Here is an 18,370-nt window from a genome sequence, read left to right as displayed (position 1 = left end):
AAAAATATTTATAAGCCAATGGCATTAGTGCTAAATATAGAAACAGCAACTACAAATTGTTCGGTCTCTCTATCCAAGGATGGGGAGACTTTAGTTTTAAAGGAAGATAATAGCTTGGGGTATTCGCATGCTGAAACCTTACATCTATTTATCGATGAAGTTTTTAAGATTGCAAAATTAAAACCCATTGAAGTAGACGCTGTAGCAGTGAGCAAAGGGCCTGGTTCTTATACCGGTTTGCGAATAGGAGTATCTTCAGCAAAAGGCCTATGTTTTGCATTGAACAAACCTTTAATCGCAGTATCAACTTTAGAGAGTTTAGCACAACAAGTTGGCTTTAAAGACGGATATGTCATTCCGATGCTAGATGCAAGGCGGATGGAGGTGTATTCTGCTGTTTACAATTTAAATTTTGAATTAGTCAGAGAAATACAAGCCGAAATTCTTACAGAAGAAAGTTATAGCGAACTTCTTAAAGAGTCTAAAGTCTATTTTATAGGTAATGGTGTGGAGAAGACTAAAGGTCTTATTCAGCATCCTAATGCTGTATTTATTGAGGGTAAATTACCTTCAGCAGATAACATGGCACGTTTAGCAGAATATAAGTACAAAAAAAGCGACACCGAAGATGTCGCTTATTTTGAACCTTATTATTTAAAGGATTTTGTAGCTTTAAAAAAGAAGTCTTAAGCTTCTTTATGTATTTCAACTTGATGTGGGTAAGGTATATCTATACCTGCAGCATCTAAAGCTTCTTTTACTTGTTCTGTGATATCGAAATAGACCGTCCAGTAATCTTCAGTCTTACACCATGGTCTTACAACAAAGTTTATTGAACTATCTGCTAATTCAGATAAAGCAATGGTTGGCGCAGGATCTTTTAAGATTAAAGGGTGTGCTGCTAATACTTTACTAAATACGTCTTTAGTTTGTTTAATGTCGGCATCATAACTTACTCCAAAGACTAAATCGACTCTTCTAGTTCCTTGTGTGGTATAGTTTACAATGTTTCCGTTAGACAGTGAACCATTAGGAATAATGATTTCTTTATTAGAAAGACCAATTAATTTAGTCGTAAAGATTTCAATTTCTTTAACCACGCCAATTTCACCTTGAGCTTCTATAAGATCTCCAATTTTAATTGGCTTAAAAATCATAATTAAAACTCCACCGGCAAAATTTGCCAATGAGCCTTGTAATGCTAATCCAATAGCTAAACCAGCTGCCGCAATAATAGCAGCAAACGACGTTGTTTCAACACCCATAGTGCCTAATACAACAATGATTAGAACAATCTTTAGGATCCAGCTAATAAGGTTAGCTAAGAATTTTTTAAGGCTCTCATCGTAACCTCCTTTATTCATCACCTTGGTGAGGGCTTTTAATAATATTTTAATTACCCAGCTACCAATAATCCAGATAAGAATAGCGCCTATAACTTTAGGGCCAAACTCAATTATAAAATTATAACCTTCGTCAATCCATTTTTGTGTGTCCATTTTTTATACAATCAATTTTTAGTTAAAAAAAATCGGCCATTTTTAGTCCGATTAAGGTGGTTGTGTTATTTGACTTCAAAAGTCAATTTTAAATTCACTCTAAATTCAGTAACGTCATCTCCGTTAACAATAGCACTCTGTTCATTTACATAAACAGATTTTATGTTTTTTATTGTTTTAGAAGCTTCTTTTACTGCTTTTTTTGTAGCGTCTTCCCAACTTTTATTTGAGTTAGATAAAACTTCAATTACTTTTAATACTGCCATAATATTTTATGTTTTAAAGGTTATAAAAATGAGACACTAAAACTTCTATTAGGTCACTCTTAAAGGTACAAAACTTTAACCATTTATAGCATTTACTGTGATTGCGTTATCATTAAGCATTTCTTTTAACATGCTTTCAATACCATTTTTTAGAGTAAACGTGGAAGATGGACAGCCGCTACAAGCTCCTTGTAATAGTACTTCAACCTTTTTAGTGCCTTCATCATAAGACTTAAACTCAATATTACCACCATCACTCTCCACAGCTGGTTTTATATACTCTTCAAGAATATTAATAATGTTTTTAGAAGTATCATCTAAGGCTTCAAATTTTTGCTCAATGGCTTCTTCTGTTTTTTCTAACTGTTTAGGTGCATCATCATTTAAAATGGTTTTTCCGTCCTCAACATAAGATTTTAAAAATTCACGTAACTGTAGTGTGATATCTTCCCACTCCACAATATCAAACTTTGTAATGGAAATAAAATTCTTTTCCATATACACGTTTTTAACAAAAGGAAATTGAAATAAAGCCGTTGCTAAGGGTGATGGTTTAGCGTCTTCAATCGATGTGAATTCATATAAATTTGGAACTAAAACCTTATTACAAACAAATTTTAAGACTCCAGGGTTTGGTGTACTTTCTGCATAAACTGTAACGGCTGCCTTTGGTTTAATAGCATCTTCACTAACCACAATACCATCATTAGATAAGTAATCTTCAATTTGCTTAGCAACCTCATTTTCTACATCTTTCCATTCTACAATATTATAGCGTTCTATGGCTATAAAATTAGAAGCGATATATACTTTTTTTACAAACGGAAGATAGAATAATTGCTGAGCTAAGGGTGAGTGCTTTGCTTCGTCTATGTTGTTGAATTCAAAACTGTTATGGTTAGTTAGGAATCGGTCTGCTTCAAACTTCTTAATAGTATCGTTAGAAGTATTGACTATGGATATTTTGGTCTGTGCCATTGTTTTTATTTGCAAAAGTATGAAATATCAATTTGAATCGTTCAACCTTTAGATGATGTTTTATAACTATAAACTGAAGTCAATTAATATTTATTCATTAAATTTCGTGCTTAAGAAAATTCGGAAGTTTAGTTATTGGTTTTTACCTAATCATTTATGAGCTTTTGAATTGAAGCTTTATATTATGAAAAACACCTTTTATTTCATTATTTTTTTAATATCAACGACAAGTTTCTCTCAAGATTTACCAATGGAAAATGGCACATTTAATAGATGTGCGCCAGATATTTTTTACGATTCAGGTGGAGAATTTACCAATTATGGTGATGATGAGAATTATACAACTACTATTTGTCCTCAGGATGACGACAGTTTTTTAATAGTTAATTTTACTGAGTTTGTAACGCAGCTCAATCAAGACATTCTAACTATTTACGATGGAGATGATATCACAGCAGAGGTTATCGGTACATACTCTGGTCCGATGTCACCTGGGTTTGTATCTGCATCAGATAGTAATACTTCAGGATGTTTAACTTTTGTATTTACAAGTAATAGTAGTGGAAGTATTAGTGGCTGGGAAGCAGAGATATTATGTGCAACTGCTTGTCAAGATATAGAAGCCTCATTGACTACAACTCCTGAGGCAAATGCATCTGGTGTTGTTAGTATTCTTCCTTTTGAATCTGTTGATTTTTCTGCAGATGCTATATTTTCAGTCGATGGAACTGATGCAACATATGAATGGGACTTTGGAGATAATAATACAGCAACCGGCACTGAAGTGAGTAATGTTTTTGGTGCTGCAGGTACATATACAGTAACATTAACTGTAACAGATACAAATCCACAAGGTTGTTCAGATACGGTTACAGTTACCGTGTTTGTTTTGGGGCCAAATGTTGTTGTCGATCAAGAAACTTTTACTCCCGAAGAATTAATTGAAGATGTTTTAATCGATAGCCCATGTGCTTCCGTCTCAAATATCGTTGCCGTAACGGGTACTAATTATAGTGCTTCAGAACCAAATGGTATTGGATATTTTGTCAGTAATGGTGTTGATTTTCCTTTTGAAGATGGTTTGTTGCTTACAAGTGGTGATGCTAGTGAAGCTAGAGGACCTAATAATAATGGAACATTAAGTGAAGGTTCTGGTACTTGGCCAGGAGACGATGATTTAGATACTGAGTTAGGGGTTGATTCTCATAATGCAACCTATATTCAATTCGATTTTACTCCCTTGGCAGATAGTATCAGTTTTGAATTTTTAATGGCGTCTGAAGAATATGATATGGGTGGTTTTGAATGTATTTATTCAGATGCTTTTGCTTTTTTATTGACTGATTCCTCTGGCAATGTTTCAAATTTAGCTGTATTGCCTGGTTCTGATACTCCTATTTTAGTAACAAATATTCATCCAGATAATGGAGAAAGTTGTGGAGGCATAAATGAACGTTATTTTGGAGCTTACACACCTAGCAATGGTGCGCCAATTGCGTTTGATGGTAGAACGAGTGTTTTTACTGCACAGGCAGATGTTGTTTCTGGTGAAGATTATACTATAAAATTGGTGATTGCTGATGATAGAGATAATGCTTATGACTCCGGAGTATTTATTAAAGCAGGTAGTTTTAATTTAGGTGGTAGTTTAGGTGATGATATTACGATTGAATCTGGTACGGCTCCGTGTGATGGCACAGGTGTGCTTTTAGATACAAGACTCGAACTCGCCACTCATGTTTGGTACAAGGACGGTGAAGTTATTCCAGGTGAAGTTTCTTCTACAATTACTGTGACCGAACCTGGAGTTTATTATGCCGATTTTCAGCTAGAAAGTGTGTGTACAGGTTCCTCTGATCCTATTTTGGTCGAATTTAGAACGGGAGCCATCGCAAATCCTGCACCAAATTTAGTAGTTTGTAGCGCTACTGGTACCGAAGAATTTAATTTATCCGTAAATGATGATATTATAGTGGGTGATCAAGATCCAACTATTTTTTCAGTAAGCTATTTTCTTACAGAACAAAATGCTATGGATAATATTGATCCATTACCTAATCCTTATACTAATGTAACAAGTCCTCAAACGATTTGGGCACGTTTAGCGGATTCAACTCAAACTTGTTTTGATATCACGTCTTTTACTATATCTTCAATGCAAGAGCCCGTAATCAATCCTGTTTCAGACCTAGAATTATGTGATGATGAAAGTAATAATGGCATAGAGACCTTTGATTTAGATAGTCAGACGTTTGGTATTTTAGGTGTACAACCAGAATCAGATTTTATGGTGACTTATCATTTAAGTTTTGATGATGCTGATTCAGGAGATAATGCTCTACCTCTAAGCTATACGAATACCGTGAATTCGCAACCTATTTTTGTAAGAGTAACAAGCTTAGGAGATTCAAGTTGTTACAATGCCTCGGAAACAGCCCTGTTTAACTTAGTTGTAAATACAAGAGCCTTAGCTATGGCACCAAATGCTTTAGAAGTTTGTGATGATATAAGTAATGATGGTTTTGGAACTTTCGATTTAAGTACTCAAGAGGCTGCGATTTTAGGAAGTCAGGATCCTGCGGTTTTTGAAGTGTCATTTCATAGTAATGAAGATGATGCAATGAATAATGTAGATAATCTGCCAACAACTTACACTAACAATATTGCAGGTGAAGAAACAATTTATGTTAGAGTAGAAAACCCATTATATCCAAATTGTTATAGTATTACAAGTTTTGACATAATCGTCAACGCACTGCCATCATTGGTATCTCCAACAGCTTTAGAAGTTTGTGATGATGGTACACCAGATGGATTAACAGAGATGGATTTAAGCTTAAAGAACACAGAGATTACAGGCAACAATCCATCCTATTCAGTAAGTTATTATGAGAATTTAACAGATGCCGAATCAGAGGTGAATCCGTTACCTACTTTATATACAAATACAAGTAACGGCCAAGTTATCTACGCACGTGTAGAAGACACCATAACAGGATGTTTTGATACCACGACTTTAGAACTCATAGTGCAACAAGCTCCAATCGCCTTTACGCCACAACCACTGAGGTATTGTGATCCGGATAACGATGGCCTAGGCGTGTTTACACTTACAGATTTAGATAATGAGATCACAGGAGGAGCATCAGGCCTAGAAGTTACCTACCATGAAACAGAAATTAATGCAGATAATGGAGTAGATGCTATAGATACCACAGTTGACTATAACAACATTGTGCAAGATTATCAAATTATATATGCACGAGTAGAAAGTTCTACAATAGCGACAGACTGTGCCACTATTGTACCAGTAGATTTAATAGTAGAACCTACGCCACAATTAATAGAACCATCAGCTTTAGAAGCCTGTGACGATATTTCAGCCGATGGTTTTGCTACGTTCGATTTAACAAGTAAAGCACCAGAGTTGCTTAATGGACAAGATCCATTACAGTATTTAGTTAGTTATTATGAGACAGAAGCCAATGCTATTGCAGATAATAACGCGATAAGTAACCCAATGGCCTACACTAACATAGACGATTTTAACCAAATCATCTGGATACGTGTCGAAGACGATACAACAGTTGCAGGCTGTTATAAAATTACAAGCTTAGAATTAATTGTCAATCCATTACCTGTATTAGTAACGCCAGCACCATTAGAAAGATGTGATGTTGACAATCCAGGAGATGAACAAGAAGGTTTTATTTTAGAAGAAGCTAATGAAGATATTTTAAACGGACAAACAGGAATTACTTTAACGTACTACGAGACACTATCGGATGCAGAGAATGCTACCAATCCAATAACAAGTCCCTATGTCAATACCAGTAATGCTCAAACCATTTTTGTGAGAGCTGAAAATGACAACACAAGCTGTTATAATACGGTAACGGTAACTTTACGCGTAAATCCGGTGCCCTCACCAGAGCCGAATCCTACAGCTATAGAAGTCTGTGATGACGATAATGATGGCTTTGCAGAATTCGATTTAGAGCAACGTACTATAGAGGTTATTAATGGAGAGCCAAATGTAGCAATTAGCTACCATGAGACCCAAACAGATGCTGAAAACGGTGAGAATGCCATCACAGGGTTGTATACCAATATTGTGGCTAATAGCCAGATAATTTATGTGCGTTCAGAAAACACCATTACAGGTTGTTACAGTCTTACAGAACAGACTTTAGAACTTATTGTACTGCCTTCTCCAGAAGTACCAACAAGTATCGATTCATATGTGTTATGTGATTCTGATGATAATGGTATTACACAGTTTGACCTCACTACAAAAGATGCTGAGATTTTAAACGGACAAGATCCATTAGAAGTAGAACTAACTTACCATGTTAGTGCATTAGATGCCGCAAACGGAGACAACCCAATTGTTAATGTCGGTAGTTTTACAAATACAGTAAATCCACAAACTATTTATGTACGCTTATTTAACCCAACAACAGGCTGTCAAGATACAGGTATGTTTGAGTTAGAAGTTAATTTACCACCAGTAGCGGTACAACCGACGCAGTTGAGTAAGTGTGATGATTTAGGAGAGACACCAGGAGATGAATTTACAATATTCGATTTAACCGTAAAGGACACAGAGATAACAGGCGGTAATGCGAGTTGGTCAGTAGCATACTATGAGACTAATGCGGATGCTCAGTCTCAAACCAATGCTATTCCAGATCCAACACAGTATACAAACACTTCTGTAGATGGTTTAAACGCCAATCCACAAACACTCTATGTTGTGGTGACCGATGAAGATACAGGCTGTGTAGATTTTACAACCTTAACCATCCGAGTGATGCCGAACCCAACACCTACACCAAGTGATTTGTTACCTAACATAGAGCTGTGTGATGATTTTAATACTGGAGATGAAGTAGAGGTGTTTGATTTAACGGAAAATGAAGCTTTAATCCTTAATGGAGAAGTTGGTGTTACGGCAAGTTACTATGAGAGTTTAGAAGACGCTAACGCAGCCACTAATGCCATACCAGATCCAACACAGTACACCAACACGGAGCTCTCAGAACAAGAGATTTATGTACGTGTCACCAATGATTTAACGGATTGTTATGCTTTAGTTGATTTTACCATTATAGTACACCCCTTACCAGAGGTTATTGCAGTAACAGATTTTATTCAATGTGAATTATTTACTGATGGCTTTGATAGTTTCGATTTAACGAGCAAAGACGGGGAAGTTTTAAATGGTCAAGATCCAACGCAATTTGTAGTGAGCTACCACGATAATCTGGCAGATGCCGAAGCAGGAATCAACGGATTAGTGAGTCCTTATACCAATATCAGCAACCCACAGCAAATTTTTGTGACCATTACTAATACCGTTACAGGTTGTTCTATCAGCACCCAAAGTTTTAATATCGAAGTTCAGGAAGCAGCACAAGCCAATCCAAACATGGATCCTATAGTGTATGAAACCTGTGACGATAACATGGAAACCGATGGAAACCCAAGCAACGACAGTGCGCAGTTCGATTTAACGACAAGAGATATAGAAGTCTTAGATGGTCAGGACGCAGCAAACTATGTGGTTAGTTATTATGAAACACAAGAAGAAGCAGATTTAAAGGTGAACCCATTACCAACATTATATGAAAACATCGTAAATCCACAAATCATATATGCAAGGGTAGATAATGATACACCAGATGGCACAGGTGTAGATACATCGATTTGTTATGCAGTGGCAGCATTAACCTTACAAGTTAATCCGTTACCAGAATTTAATTTAGAAGACAGCTATACACTGTGTTTAAACACAAATGGAAGCGAAGTTTTAGATCCATTAGTCATCGATACAGGCCTATCAGCAACAGACTATAGTTTTGAATGGAGTTATGAAGGAACCATAATAGCAGGAGCCACAGGGCCGAGTATAATGCCAAGCCAAGGAGGAAGCTATAGTGTTTTAGTCACAGATATGAGCACATCTACCGAGACCAATTGTACTAATATGGATATTACTACCGTTATAGAGAGTGCACCACCAAGTTTAAGTGTAGAATTATTGACCCAAGCATTTGCAGATAACCACGTTTTAGAGGCAGTGGCCACCGGAATAGGAGTCTATGAATACAGTTTAGATGGAGGACCTTGGCAAGATGAAGGAGTGTTCACAAATGTATCTACAGGAGAACATGAGATCACAGCAAGAGATAAGAATGGTTGTGGATTAGTCACTATAAATAAATTTATTATCGATTATCCGCTATATTTTACGCCCAACGGAGATGGAAATAATGAAACTTGGAACATTGAAGGTGTTGGAAGTAATGCAAAAATTTATATATTTGACCGGTACGGAAAATTATTAAAGCAATTAAGTCCTGATGGTCAAGGTTGGGATGGAACTTTTAATAATGAAGCTATGCCAACGAGCGACTACTGGTTTACAGTAGAATACGACGAGCCTAGCAACGGATTACGCCAAGAATTTAAAGCCCATTTTACCTTGAAACGATAAAAAAATTATGAAATTAAAAAAGTATTGTTTAGTAGCATTTATAGCTTTTGTAGCAAATTTTAGCTTTGCCCAAGAAGGTATTCCTATTTATTCGGATTATTTAACAGATAATTATTATTTAATTCATCCTTCTATGGCAGGTGTGGCAAATTGTGCTAAGGTGAGACTAACAGCAAGACAACAATGGTTTGGTGTTGACGATGCTCCAAGCTTACAAACACTTAGTATGAACGGACGAATCGGAGATTCTCCTGTGGCCATTGGAGGTGTGCTTTTTAATGACTCAAACGGATATCATTCAACAGTAGGTGGCTACGCAACTTTTGCGTATCACTTAATGTTCTCAAGAAATGAAATTGATTTAAACATGTTGTCTTTTGGTTTAAGTGCAGGTTTTTTGCAATATAAACTCGATGAAACAAGTTGGTTAGCACCTGGTGAATTTGACCAAGCCGTAGCAGGAATCGAACAAAGCGCAACTAATTTTAACGTAGATGTAGGATTGTCTTACCATTTTGTAGATTTCTATGCGCACTTTACAGCTAAAAATATTTTGGATAATGATGGTGTCAATTATAATAAAAATGGTGAATTTGAATTTAAAAATTTAAGAACATATTTATTGTCTGCAGGTTATACTTTTAGTCAATTTGGTAGCGAATGGAGCTATGAACCTTCTATAATGTATATGTATAGAGATGCTACCGCAGAATCTTCAATTGATATTAATGCTAAAGTGTATAAAGAAATGGACTTTGGTAAACTTTGGGGTGGCTTATCTTACAGACGTAGTTTAGATGGCGCCGAATTTCAGGATGGATCTGGTGTGTCTAGTCAAAAATTACAATATATTACACCATTTATAGGTGTTGATTACAATAATTTTGTATTCGCTTATACCTATTCTTACCAAGCCAATACGGTGAATTTTAATACAGGTGGATTTCATCAGTTAACACTCGGTTTCAACTTTAATTGTAAACGAGAGAAGTATGAATGTAACTGTCCTGCGATAAACTAAACATAAAAAAGGCTCAATTTAGATTGAGCCTTTTTTATTTTACCAAATTAAGTTTATTCCCATTTATAGTTTTTCTGTTCAGCTTGTGATTTTAAAGCGTTAATCATGGCGCTTTCTAAGTCGTTATTTGCAGCTTTATTTTGTTTAGCGATATATTTTCTTCGATTAAGATTTAGAATTGCTATTTGCTCTTGAATCTTTTTGCGCTGTTTAGCTTTGTCTTCAACATATATTTTAATTTCTGATTTCGATTTTCCTTTTAATTCTTTTGGTAATTCACTGTCTTTAAGGTCATCATAAGAGAAGTTCGCTTCTTCTGTAGCATCAACCAAATCCCAAGAACTGTTAGTGTATAAACGCGAACTTTTAGATACTGTTCTACTTACGGCATTCGCTTTGTTATAGCTTCTAGCATTAGAGTCTTGTTCGGCCTGCATCTCTATTTTAGCTTTACCTCTTCTGCCAAAAGCCACATAAGTTGTGTTTAATTGTTCATTCAACTCTAAAATTTTATCATCATATGGTGAAGCTACATGAACTGTAGCTTGGTTGTGATTTATAGCTATATAATTACCGTGTGTTAAATCGGCTCCATCTTTCCATTGTGTAGACACACCTAAATCATAGTCGCCACAAAAAATAGTATTTACAGTTACATCTTTTTCATGAGCTAATTTAGAGGCCTCTTTATAGCTAACTTGACCCTGAGAATATGGCTCGTTACCAGCAATAAAAATAAGTTTTAAATCTTTTGCTTCGTTTCCCCATTCTAGTTGATTTAAAGCTGAGTTAATTACTTTTCCGCAATATTCGTTACCTCCATTTGTAGTCAGTGAGAACAGGGATTTTGATATTTCATCTAGATCATTACTAAACGGTAAGACTTGTCTTAAGTAACCTTCTTCTGCATTAAGGTTATCATTTCCGTATTCGTAAAGTGCGATTCTTAAGTTTGGATGTTGTGTGTCGCACTTGGCGTACGATAATTCGTTTACAATTTTCCACAGTTGTGCTTTAGCCTGGTCAATTAGCCCATCCATACTATTGCTAGTATCTAATAATAAGGCTACTTTAATTTCTGGCGTTATCGCTTTTATAGATGTGTTAAGAACAGTTGTGGTAACAGCTAAATCTTGAACGCTATGTTTTGATTTTGCGTTGCATGCTGATAGCGATACAATGCTTAATGCTAGTGTTAAGGTTTTTAATATTGTTTTCATGTTTATTACTTTTTAGTATTTAATTCTTTAACGTCTATGGTTCCATTTGGAGAAATCACATAATACTTGTGGTCTACTTTTGTTTCTACAACAGGAGTAGGTTTCTGCTCTTTTGGTTTTGGAGTAAAGACTAGCTTTATATTCATTCCAATTTGAACAACCGGTTCTAATATTGAAGGGTTAATCACTACATCAAAATGCTCATAAGTTAAAGGTTGGTAGTAATAAGAGGTTTGTTTTTTTACCGTTGTAATGGCTTTGTTTTTATTTAAAGCTTCAATAGATGTGCTATTATAAGCTTGATAACTTTGGTAGAAATCCTTAGGGAAATAACAGTATTTATCATCTGCGATAGCTAAATTATAGGTAGACATATCAAAGCCTAACGCTTTATAATATGCTTTTTTGTCTTCTATGAGTTTCAATAATTGATTTTGAAGGTTTTTATACACTTCTTGTATATTGTCTATATAATAATCAACCTTTACCAGATTATAAACTTCACTTTGGGCACAAGCTGATAAAATGGCTTCAAATTGGTTGGTTTTTGTAAATTGAATATGAATGTTTTGTTGCAATTCAAATCCTTTTGGGACTTCAGTATAAGTTTTGCTAAATAATTTCTTTGTGACTTCAACCTCATAGATAGGAATAAAAGAAATAACATCTATGGCGATATCGTTTTGCGATATACCATTTAAATTTAGCTGGTCTTTAATTTGGTCTATTCGCGCTTTCATCAATTGATTTGTACTTTCGGCAGTAGGTCCTATTTGAGAGACGTTAAAGATGGCTGTGTAAGTCGTAGCACTTACATTTTGAAGGGCTTTTACATCAACCGTTAATACATTACTAGGATGGAGTGTTTGATGAATTTGCTGTTGAATGGCTGGATTATAGATTTGAGCATTTCCAGAGCTTAAAATATTCTGTCTAGAAATATCTTGGGTAATTTCATTGTAATTTCCTCGGTGTTGTGCTGTCATTATTGCGCAACTTAGTATAACAAGTAAGAGGGTAAAATTGATTGATTTCATTTTAAATTGTTTTTTGATTTAAGTGGTAAAGCTCTACGGAAAAAACAAGGATTAAAAACCAGAATGAGCAACGCGTTACTTTGACTGCGTAAACCGTTCTATAATTTTAGTGAAAGAGGCCATTTATAACTGTAATGTTTCTAAAATGCAAGAGCTTCATTTTTTGATACCAAATAAAGTATGTAGTTTAGTCCAACTAATTACATACTCATTGAGAATTTCTAAAACATATTATATATTGTTATTATTTTGTCTGGTAGGTTTTCTATCATTCGGACAAAATAGAGAGATAAAGAGTGCGGATGAAAATGTTGCTTTTACGCTTAGAGGATCGGTGTCCGAAAAAGAGACAAATAAACCTTATAAAAACGTTGAGATTTTAGTCAATGGAGGTAAATATGTAACGACAAGTTTTGACGGTACATTTAATATACAAGCTAAAATTGGTGATGAGCTTATTATAAAACATCCCGAGTTTGAAACTATTTACTACACTGTAAAATCTAACGAACGTATTAGTATTGAAGTCGTAGATGCTAAGCAATCTCGTTTTCGCAGTAAAAGTACAAGTGATAGTAAACGTTTTAATCAAATGATTGATTCTGCTGATGCTTATCTCAAAAAAGATGCAGAACGGAGTATTAAATTTATTGGTGATGCTCTAAATGTCAATGTAAGTACTGCTCAAAGTGCAGAAGCACAAGAGTTGTTGGGAGATATTTATATGCATTGGAAACAATTTGATTTAGCAATTTCTGCTTATAAAATTAGTCTTCAAAATAAAGAAACAGCATCAGCAAAACTAAAATTAGCAAACGGTTACCTATACAATGACGATTTTAAAGCAAGTCTTGATACGTATAAGCAAATCGATGAAAACATCTTATCTAACTATGAAAAAGTTGTATGGTTAGAAGGTATAGGTGATGCTTATCTAAAAACTAAAGATTTTACGAGTGCTATACAATCTTACGAGGACGGTTTAGTAGTTGCTAAAAAACACTTAATCGCGCCTAAAATTACAGACTTAAATTCGAAAATTGCACAGGTTTATAGTGAGAAAGGACAGACCAATAAAGCTAAAAGTTATTTTACTAATTCATTGAATTTAGCAACACAAGAAAACAAAAAGCGTGCGGTTGAAGAACAAGTTAAAGTTGCAGAATTTAATAGTGAAAATGCCGATTATGAAAGTGAAATTGAACTAAGAAAACTAGCTATAGAAGGTATTAGAGACATTGAAAGTGACTCTATAATCAGTAATGAAAGCCCTATTACCTCGCAAAAGCAAAACTATAAAATTGGAAATGCTTATTTACTTATTAATGATTTGACAAATGCCATTCCGTATTTGGAGAAAAGTAGGGAAGAAGCCGGTGAAAGAGGTGATTTGGACGTTAAATTAGACGCAACACGAAAGCTTTCAGAGGTAAATGCAAGATTAGGAAATACAGAAAAAACAATAGCTTATAACAACGAGTATAAAGATGTTGTGGATGAATTATATGCTAAAAAAAGACAAGAGATTTCTCAGGCTGCACGTTTTAGTAGAAATATTGCTGAACAGCAAAATAGAATCACCTCTTTAGAAAGTGATAGAGCCTTGTCTAAAAGTACTTATGAGTTAACTCAAGAGCGCAACAAGAGCCAGCAACTTATTATATACTCGTTAATAGGTGGCTTAGTACTGCTTTTAATTACGGGTTTTTTAATGTTTAAATATATTAAGCAACAGCGCTTGGCAAATAATCTTTTGGCTTTAAAATCCTTGCGTAGCCAAATGAATCCTCATTTTATTTTTAATGCTTTAAACTCGGTAAATACGTTTATAGCGACTAATGACGAACGTACAGCAAACAAATATTTGTCAGATTTTTCACAATTAATGCGTGCTGTTTTAGAAAATAGTGAGGAAGATTTTATCCCGTTAAAAAAAGAGATAGAATTATTGAATTTATATACAAAGCTAGAGCATTTTAGATTTCAAGATAAGTTTGATTACGCTATAAATGTTGATGATTCAATAGATATCGAAGAATTTCAAATTCCACCAATGTTACTTCAGCCATATATTGAAAATGCAGTTTGGCATGGTTTACGTTATAAAACAGAAAAAGGGCATTTAAGTATTGATATTCAGCCCAAATCTAAAGGGGAAATAACTATTAGTATTTCTGATGATGGCATTGGTAGAACGCGTTCTAAAGCCCTGAAAACAGAACATCAGAAGAAGCAGAATTCAAAAGGAATGAACAACATTAAAAAGCGTGTCGCGATTCTTAATGAAATGTATAAAGATAAAGTTGATGTTACAATTAGTGATTTTCAAGATTTAGAAGATACAGGAACTAAGGTTGTTGTTACACTTAAAAAAGATTAAATACAGCACCCAACTTCAAATTATATACTATGAAATTAAACGCCATAATTGTTGAAGACGAAGAAAATAGCAGGTTAATCCTTCGTAATTATCTAACGAAGTACTGTCCTAATATTTTAATTTTAGGGGAAGCGGCTAATATTGAAGACGCCTTAGTACTGATCCGTAATAATGATTTAGATGTGGTATTTTTAGATGTAGAAATGCCTTATGGTAATGCTTTTGATTTATTAGATAAAGTTGGTGATATTAATTTTGAAACCATATTTGTTACCGCTTATAACCACTATGCTATTGAGGCTTTAAATGCACACGCTTCTTACTATTTAATGAAGCCAATATCCATAGACGAACTAATAAAAGCGGTAGATTATGTAACGGAAATTAGAACAAAGGAAGAGGCTCTTCAAGATCAAATTTTAATACCTAAGACCAATACTGTAAATGGTAAGATTACAATTCCACAACAAGATGGTTTTGAAGTTTTAGAAACAGCAGATATTATGTATTGTAAAGCTGATGACAACTACACTGAAATTTTTTTAAATAACAATAAAAAGAAATTGGTGAGTAAAACATTAAAATACATAGAAGGGAGTCTTAAAGACTCCAACTTTGCCAGAGTACATAAAAGCTATTTAGTAAACGTAAATGAGATAGTAAAATACGTTAAAGGCAAAGGAGGAAGCGTAGTGTTAAGTAATGGCAAAGAGATTTTAGTTTCCGCTTCTAAAAAGTCCGATTTGTTATCTTATTTCAAGTAATTACATATGGTTATTATAACTGTTTAAATACTTAAATCTACAACCAAGCCTTCATTTGCTCTTACATTAAATACAGTATTATCTTCAAAAATTAAATATTGTCCTTTTATGCCTACTAATTTTCCCGAGTATTGCTGAGTTTTATTCAAATTGAGACTTTTAGGTTTCTCAGGATATTGAGAGACAGGGAATGAAATATGGGTTTCGGTATTATTTTCTATAAAATAAGGTAAGGCCTCTTCTGGAATATGTGATTTTAGTCGGTGTCTCCATTCTAATAAATCTTCATCTTTTATATCGTTTTTTAGCATAGTTCTCCAGTTTGTTTTGTCAGCTACAAAATCTTTTAAAGCGACTTCGGTAATGCCTGCTAAATAACGGTTGGGTACTTCTACAATCTCTATAGCTTCATGTGCACCTTGGTCAATCCATCTTGTGGGTACTTGACTTTTTCGTGTCACACCAACTTTTACATTACTAGAATTTGCTAAATACACTATATGTGGTTTTAGCTGAACATTCTTTTCGTATTCTAAATCTCTATCTTCTATACCTAAATGTGCTGTACTAAGCTCTGGTCGCATTATCCAATCTCCGGCAAGAGGTTTGTTAAAAAAACAAGTTTTACAGAAGCCTTGGCGGTAAATAGGGCGATCTAATCCACAGCTTAAACATTGATGTCCAACACGTTTTAAGTCTATGGTTTTGTTTAATAATTGATTGATGTGAATAAAGTCATTTTCAAAGACTAAATAGTACTGAATAGGTTCTAAAAATTCAGTTTGCATTTTAGTAAGGACTCCTGTATAAACCATGAAAGAAATTTAGTAAATTTAACTTTTCTTATTTAGAAAACTAAATCCGAAAATATAATTAAACGAATAATTGCAAAATGCCGTTTTAACGGCTAAAGATAGCTAATCTATGCCAATTCCTATTGTAAATTCTATTGCATCTTGGTTTTTAAAAAAACGATTTCATCAAATAGAGTTATTTCTAAAATATCCTAATGAGGTGCAGAATGAATTGTTATTCAGTCTGTTAAAACATGCTAAGGATACCGAAATAGGTAAACAATACGACTTTGATTCAATAAAATCTTATAGAGAATTTAACGAACGCATTCCAATAGTAAATTACGAAGAATTTCAGCCTTTAATTGAACGCTCACGAAACGGAGAACAAAATATCTTTTGGCCTAGACCTATAAAATGGTTTGCAAAATCTAGTGGTACAACTAATGCTAAAAGTAAATTTATTCCTGTAAGTTTTGAATCTTTAGAAGATTGTCATTATGCGGCAAGTAAAGATTTACTGTGTATGTATCTAAACAACAATGAAGACGCACAATTGTTTACTGGTAAAAGTTTACGCTTAGGTGGAAGTAAAGAGCTGTATAAAGAAAACGGTACTGTATTTGGTGATTTAAGCGCAATTCTTATAGACAATATGCCGTTTTGGGCAGAGTTTAGTAGTACTCCAAGTAATCGCGTGTCGTTAATGAGTGATTGGGAACACAAAATGCAGGCGATTGTTGAAGAAACGGTAGAGGAAAATGTGACGAGCTTAGCAGGTGTACCTTCCTGGATGTTGGTATTGCTTAATAACGTCTTGGAAAAAACGGGCAAAGATAGCCTTTTTGATATTTGGCCAAATTTAGAAGTGTATTTTCATGGAGGCGTTAATTTTAATCCTTACGTAGAACAATACAAAGCTATACTGCCATCCGATAAGTTTCGCTATTACGAAATCTATAATGCGTCTGAAGGTTTTTTTGCAATACAAGATCAAAACAATTCTAGTGATTTGTTATTAATGCTAGATTATGGCATTTTTTATGAGTTTATTCCTATGACTTCTTATGGAACGGAAGAACAAGTGGTCATTCCGTTAAGTGAGGTTAAACTTAATACCAACTATGCCGTTGTTATTACAACCAATGCCGGCTTATGGAGATATAAGATTGGAGATACTATTAGATTTGTAAGTTTAAGTCCACATAGAGTTAAAGTTTCAGGTAGAACAAAACACCATATCAATGCTTTTGGTGAAGAATTAATTATTGAAAATGCCGAAGAAGCATTGAGAAAGGTTTGTAAACATACTTCAGCTGAAATTGTGGATTATACGGCTGCACCTATTTTTATGGATGGCAAAGAAAAGGGAGCGCACGAGTGGATTATAGAATTTAAACGTCCACCTGTGGATATGGAGTATTTTGAGGAGTTGTTTGATACGTCTTTAAAATTGCTAAACTCTGATTACGAAGCTAAACGTCTTAATAATATGACGCTAAACAAACCAAAAATCCATAGTGCCAGACCCAATTTATTCTACGATTGGTTAAAGGAAAATAATAAACTAGGAGGTCAGCACAAAGTACCTCGTTTATCTAATAGTAGACATTATCTAGAAGCATTATTACAGCTCAATGCCATATAAAACGGTGTTGTGATTGTGTAAAGGTGAATTTTATATTGTAAGTTTTTATGCACAATGCACTTTGTCGCTAATAAAGACATTTGAATACACGATAACGGCATTCTTGAGGATTTTAACTAATAAAAAATTCAAATAAATGTTAGTTTAGTTTTAGCCTATATATTAGCGGTAAATAAATGTGTTATTATTTTAAAACTCCCTCAGTATATATAAAATATTGCGTGCAATATTTAATTAACTAATCCCTAACTAAACTAAAAACCA

At 34.3% G+C, this 18,370-nt stretch carries 12 protein-coding genes; 6 read left to right on the top strand and 6 right to left on the bottom strand.

All coding sequences use genetic code 11. The features are described 5' to 3' along the window. Window positions 1–18 precede the first annotated feature (18 nt). Entirely contained in the window at window positions 19–690 is a 672-nt protein-coding gene (gene tsaB / locus C8N41_RS00845) for a tRNA (adenosine(37)-N6)-threonylcarbamoyltransferase complex dimerization subunit type 1 TsaB (RefSeq protein ID WP_115837796.1), read from the top strand. Here the strand turns inward: tsaB and C8N41_RS00840 are convergent. From C8N41_RS00840 to C8N41_RS00830, 3 genes are all read right to left on the bottom strand, one after another. Then, complete coding sequence (locus tag C8N41_RS00840) at window positions 687–1,499, bottom strand: mechanosensitive ion channel family protein (protein ID WP_092446570.1); 813 nt, start codon at window positions 1,497–1,499, stop codon at window positions 687–689. The two genes, tsaB and C8N41_RS00840, sit on opposite strands and share 4 nt — an antisense overlap. Before the next feature lie 65 nt (window positions 1,500–1,564). Next, a complete protein-coding gene (locus tag C8N41_RS00835) occupies window positions 1,565–1,765 on the bottom strand; it encodes a dodecin family protein (protein ID WP_115837794.1) in 201 nt (66 codons plus the stop codon). Window positions 1,766–1,840: 75 nt separating this feature from the next. After that, complete coding sequence (locus C8N41_RS00830) at window positions 1,841–2,743, bottom strand: NifU family protein (protein WP_115837792.1); 903 nt, start codon at window positions 2,741–2,743, stop codon at window positions 1,841–1,843. A gap of 184 nt (window positions 2,744–2,927) precedes the next feature. On the opposite strand from C8N41_RS00830, the gene C8N41_RS00825 reads away from it, so the two are divergent. After that, window positions 2,928–9,242 carry a choice-of-anchor L domain-containing protein gene (locus C8N41_RS00825; protein WP_249033212.1) on the top strand — a complete coding sequence of 2,105 codons (6,315 nt, stop codon included), beginning with the start codon at window positions 2,928–2,930 and terminating at the stop codon, window positions 9,240–9,242. A gap of 7 nt (window positions 9,243–9,249) precedes the next feature. Continuing rightward, window positions 9,250–10,263, top strand: coding sequence for a PorP/SprF family type IX secretion system membrane protein (locus C8N41_RS00820; protein WP_092446573.1), 1,014 nt, complete (start codon window positions 9,250–9,252; stop codon window positions 10,261–10,263). 53 nt (window positions 10,264–10,316) lie between these two features. Here C8N41_RS00820 and C8N41_RS00815 read toward each other — a convergent pair whose 3' ends face one another. Together C8N41_RS00815 and C8N41_RS00810 are read right to left on the bottom strand one after the other, a co-directional pair. Continuing rightward, window positions 10,317–11,483, bottom strand: a complete 1,167-nt coding sequence (locus tag C8N41_RS00815) for a vWA domain-containing protein (RefSeq protein WP_115837790.1) — start codon at window positions 11,481–11,483, stop codon at window positions 10,317–10,319. Between the two features lie 5 nt (window positions 11,484–11,488). Beyond that, entirely contained in the window at window positions 11,489–12,469 is a 981-nt protein-coding gene (locus C8N41_RS00810) for an SIMPL domain-containing protein (RefSeq protein ID WP_249033211.1), read from the bottom strand. 289 nt (window positions 12,470–12,758) lie between these two features. On the opposite strand from C8N41_RS00810, the gene C8N41_RS00805 reads away from it, so the two are divergent. Next, the gene (locus C8N41_RS00805) at window positions 12,759–14,900 is read left to right on the top strand and encodes a tetratricopeptide repeat-containing sensor histidine kinase (RefSeq protein ID WP_249033210.1); all 2,142 of its coding nucleotides are present in this window, start codon (window positions 12,759–12,761) and stop codon (window positions 14,898–14,900) included. 29 nt (window positions 14,901–14,929) lie between these two features. Next, window positions 14,930–15,664, top strand: coding sequence for a LytR/AlgR family response regulator transcription factor (locus C8N41_RS00800; RefSeq protein WP_115837786.1), 735 nt, complete (start codon window positions 14,930–14,932; stop codon window positions 15,662–15,664). Window positions 15,665–15,687: 23 nt separating this feature from the next. Here the strand turns inward: C8N41_RS00800 and C8N41_RS00795 are convergent, their stop codons facing one another. Continuing rightward, window positions 15,688–16,479 carry a DUF2797 domain-containing protein gene (locus C8N41_RS00795; RefSeq protein WP_115837784.1) on the bottom strand — a complete coding sequence of 264 codons (792 nt, stop codon included), beginning with the start codon at window positions 16,477–16,479 and terminating at the stop codon, window positions 15,688–15,690. 109 nt (window positions 16,480–16,588) lie between these two features. On the opposite strand from C8N41_RS00795, the gene C8N41_RS00790 reads away from it, so the two are divergent. Continuing rightward, window positions 16,589–18,106, top strand: a complete 1,518-nt coding sequence (locus C8N41_RS00790; protein ID WP_115837782.1) for a GH3 auxin-responsive promoter family protein — start codon at window positions 16,589–16,591, stop codon at window positions 18,104–18,106. The last annotated feature ends 264 nt before the right edge of the window (window positions 18,107–18,370 follow it).

The organism is Winogradskyella sediminis (assembly GCF_003387355.1).
Lineage (GTDB): Bacteria > Bacteroidota > Bacteroidia > Flavobacteriales > Flavobacteriaceae > Winogradskyella > Winogradskyella sediminis.
This window is presented reverse-complemented; position numbering and strand designations above follow the sequence as displayed.

Bases quoted from the DNA above. Each gene is read 5' to 3' on its own strand.
- C8N41_RS00825 (WP_249033212.1), top strand. From the start codon at position 2,928: ATGAAAAACACCTTTTATTTCATTATTTTTTTAATATCAACGACAAGT.
- C8N41_RS00830 (WP_115837792.1), bottom strand. From the start codon at position 2,743: ATGGCACAGACCAAAATATCCATAGTCAATACTTCTAACGATACTATT.
- C8N41_RS00810 (WP_249033211.1), bottom strand. From the start codon at position 12,469: ATGACAGCACAACACCGAGGAAATTACAATGAAATTACCCAAGATATT.
- C8N41_RS00795 (WP_115837784.1), bottom strand. From the start codon at position 16,479: ATGGTTTATACAGGAGTCCTTACTAAAATGCAAACTGAATTTTTAGAA.
- C8N41_RS00840 (WP_092446570.1), bottom strand. From the start codon at position 1,499: ATGGACACACAAAAATGGATTGACGAAGGTTATAATTTTATAATTGAG.
- C8N41_RS00800 (WP_115837786.1), top strand. From the start codon at position 14,930: ATGAAATTAAACGCCATAATTGTTGAAGACGAAGAAAATAGCAGGTTA.
- C8N41_RS00835 (WP_115837794.1), bottom strand. From the start codon at position 1,765: ATGGCAGTATTAAAAGTAATTGAAGTTTTATCTAACTCAAATAAAAGT.
- C8N41_RS00820 (WP_092446573.1), top strand. From the start codon at position 9,250: ATGAAATTAAAAAAGTATTGTTTAGTAGCATTTATAGCTTTTGTAGCA.
- C8N41_RS00790 (WP_115837782.1), top strand. From the start codon at position 16,589: ATGCCAATTCCTATTGTAAATTCTATTGCATCTTGGTTTTTAAAAAAA.
- tsaB (WP_115837796.1), top strand. From the start codon at position 19: ATGGCATTAGTGCTAAATATAGAAACAGCAACTACAAATTGTTCGGTC.
- C8N41_RS00815 (WP_115837790.1), bottom strand. From the start codon at position 11,483: ATGAAAACAATATTAAAAACCTTAACACTAGCATTAAGCATTGTATCG.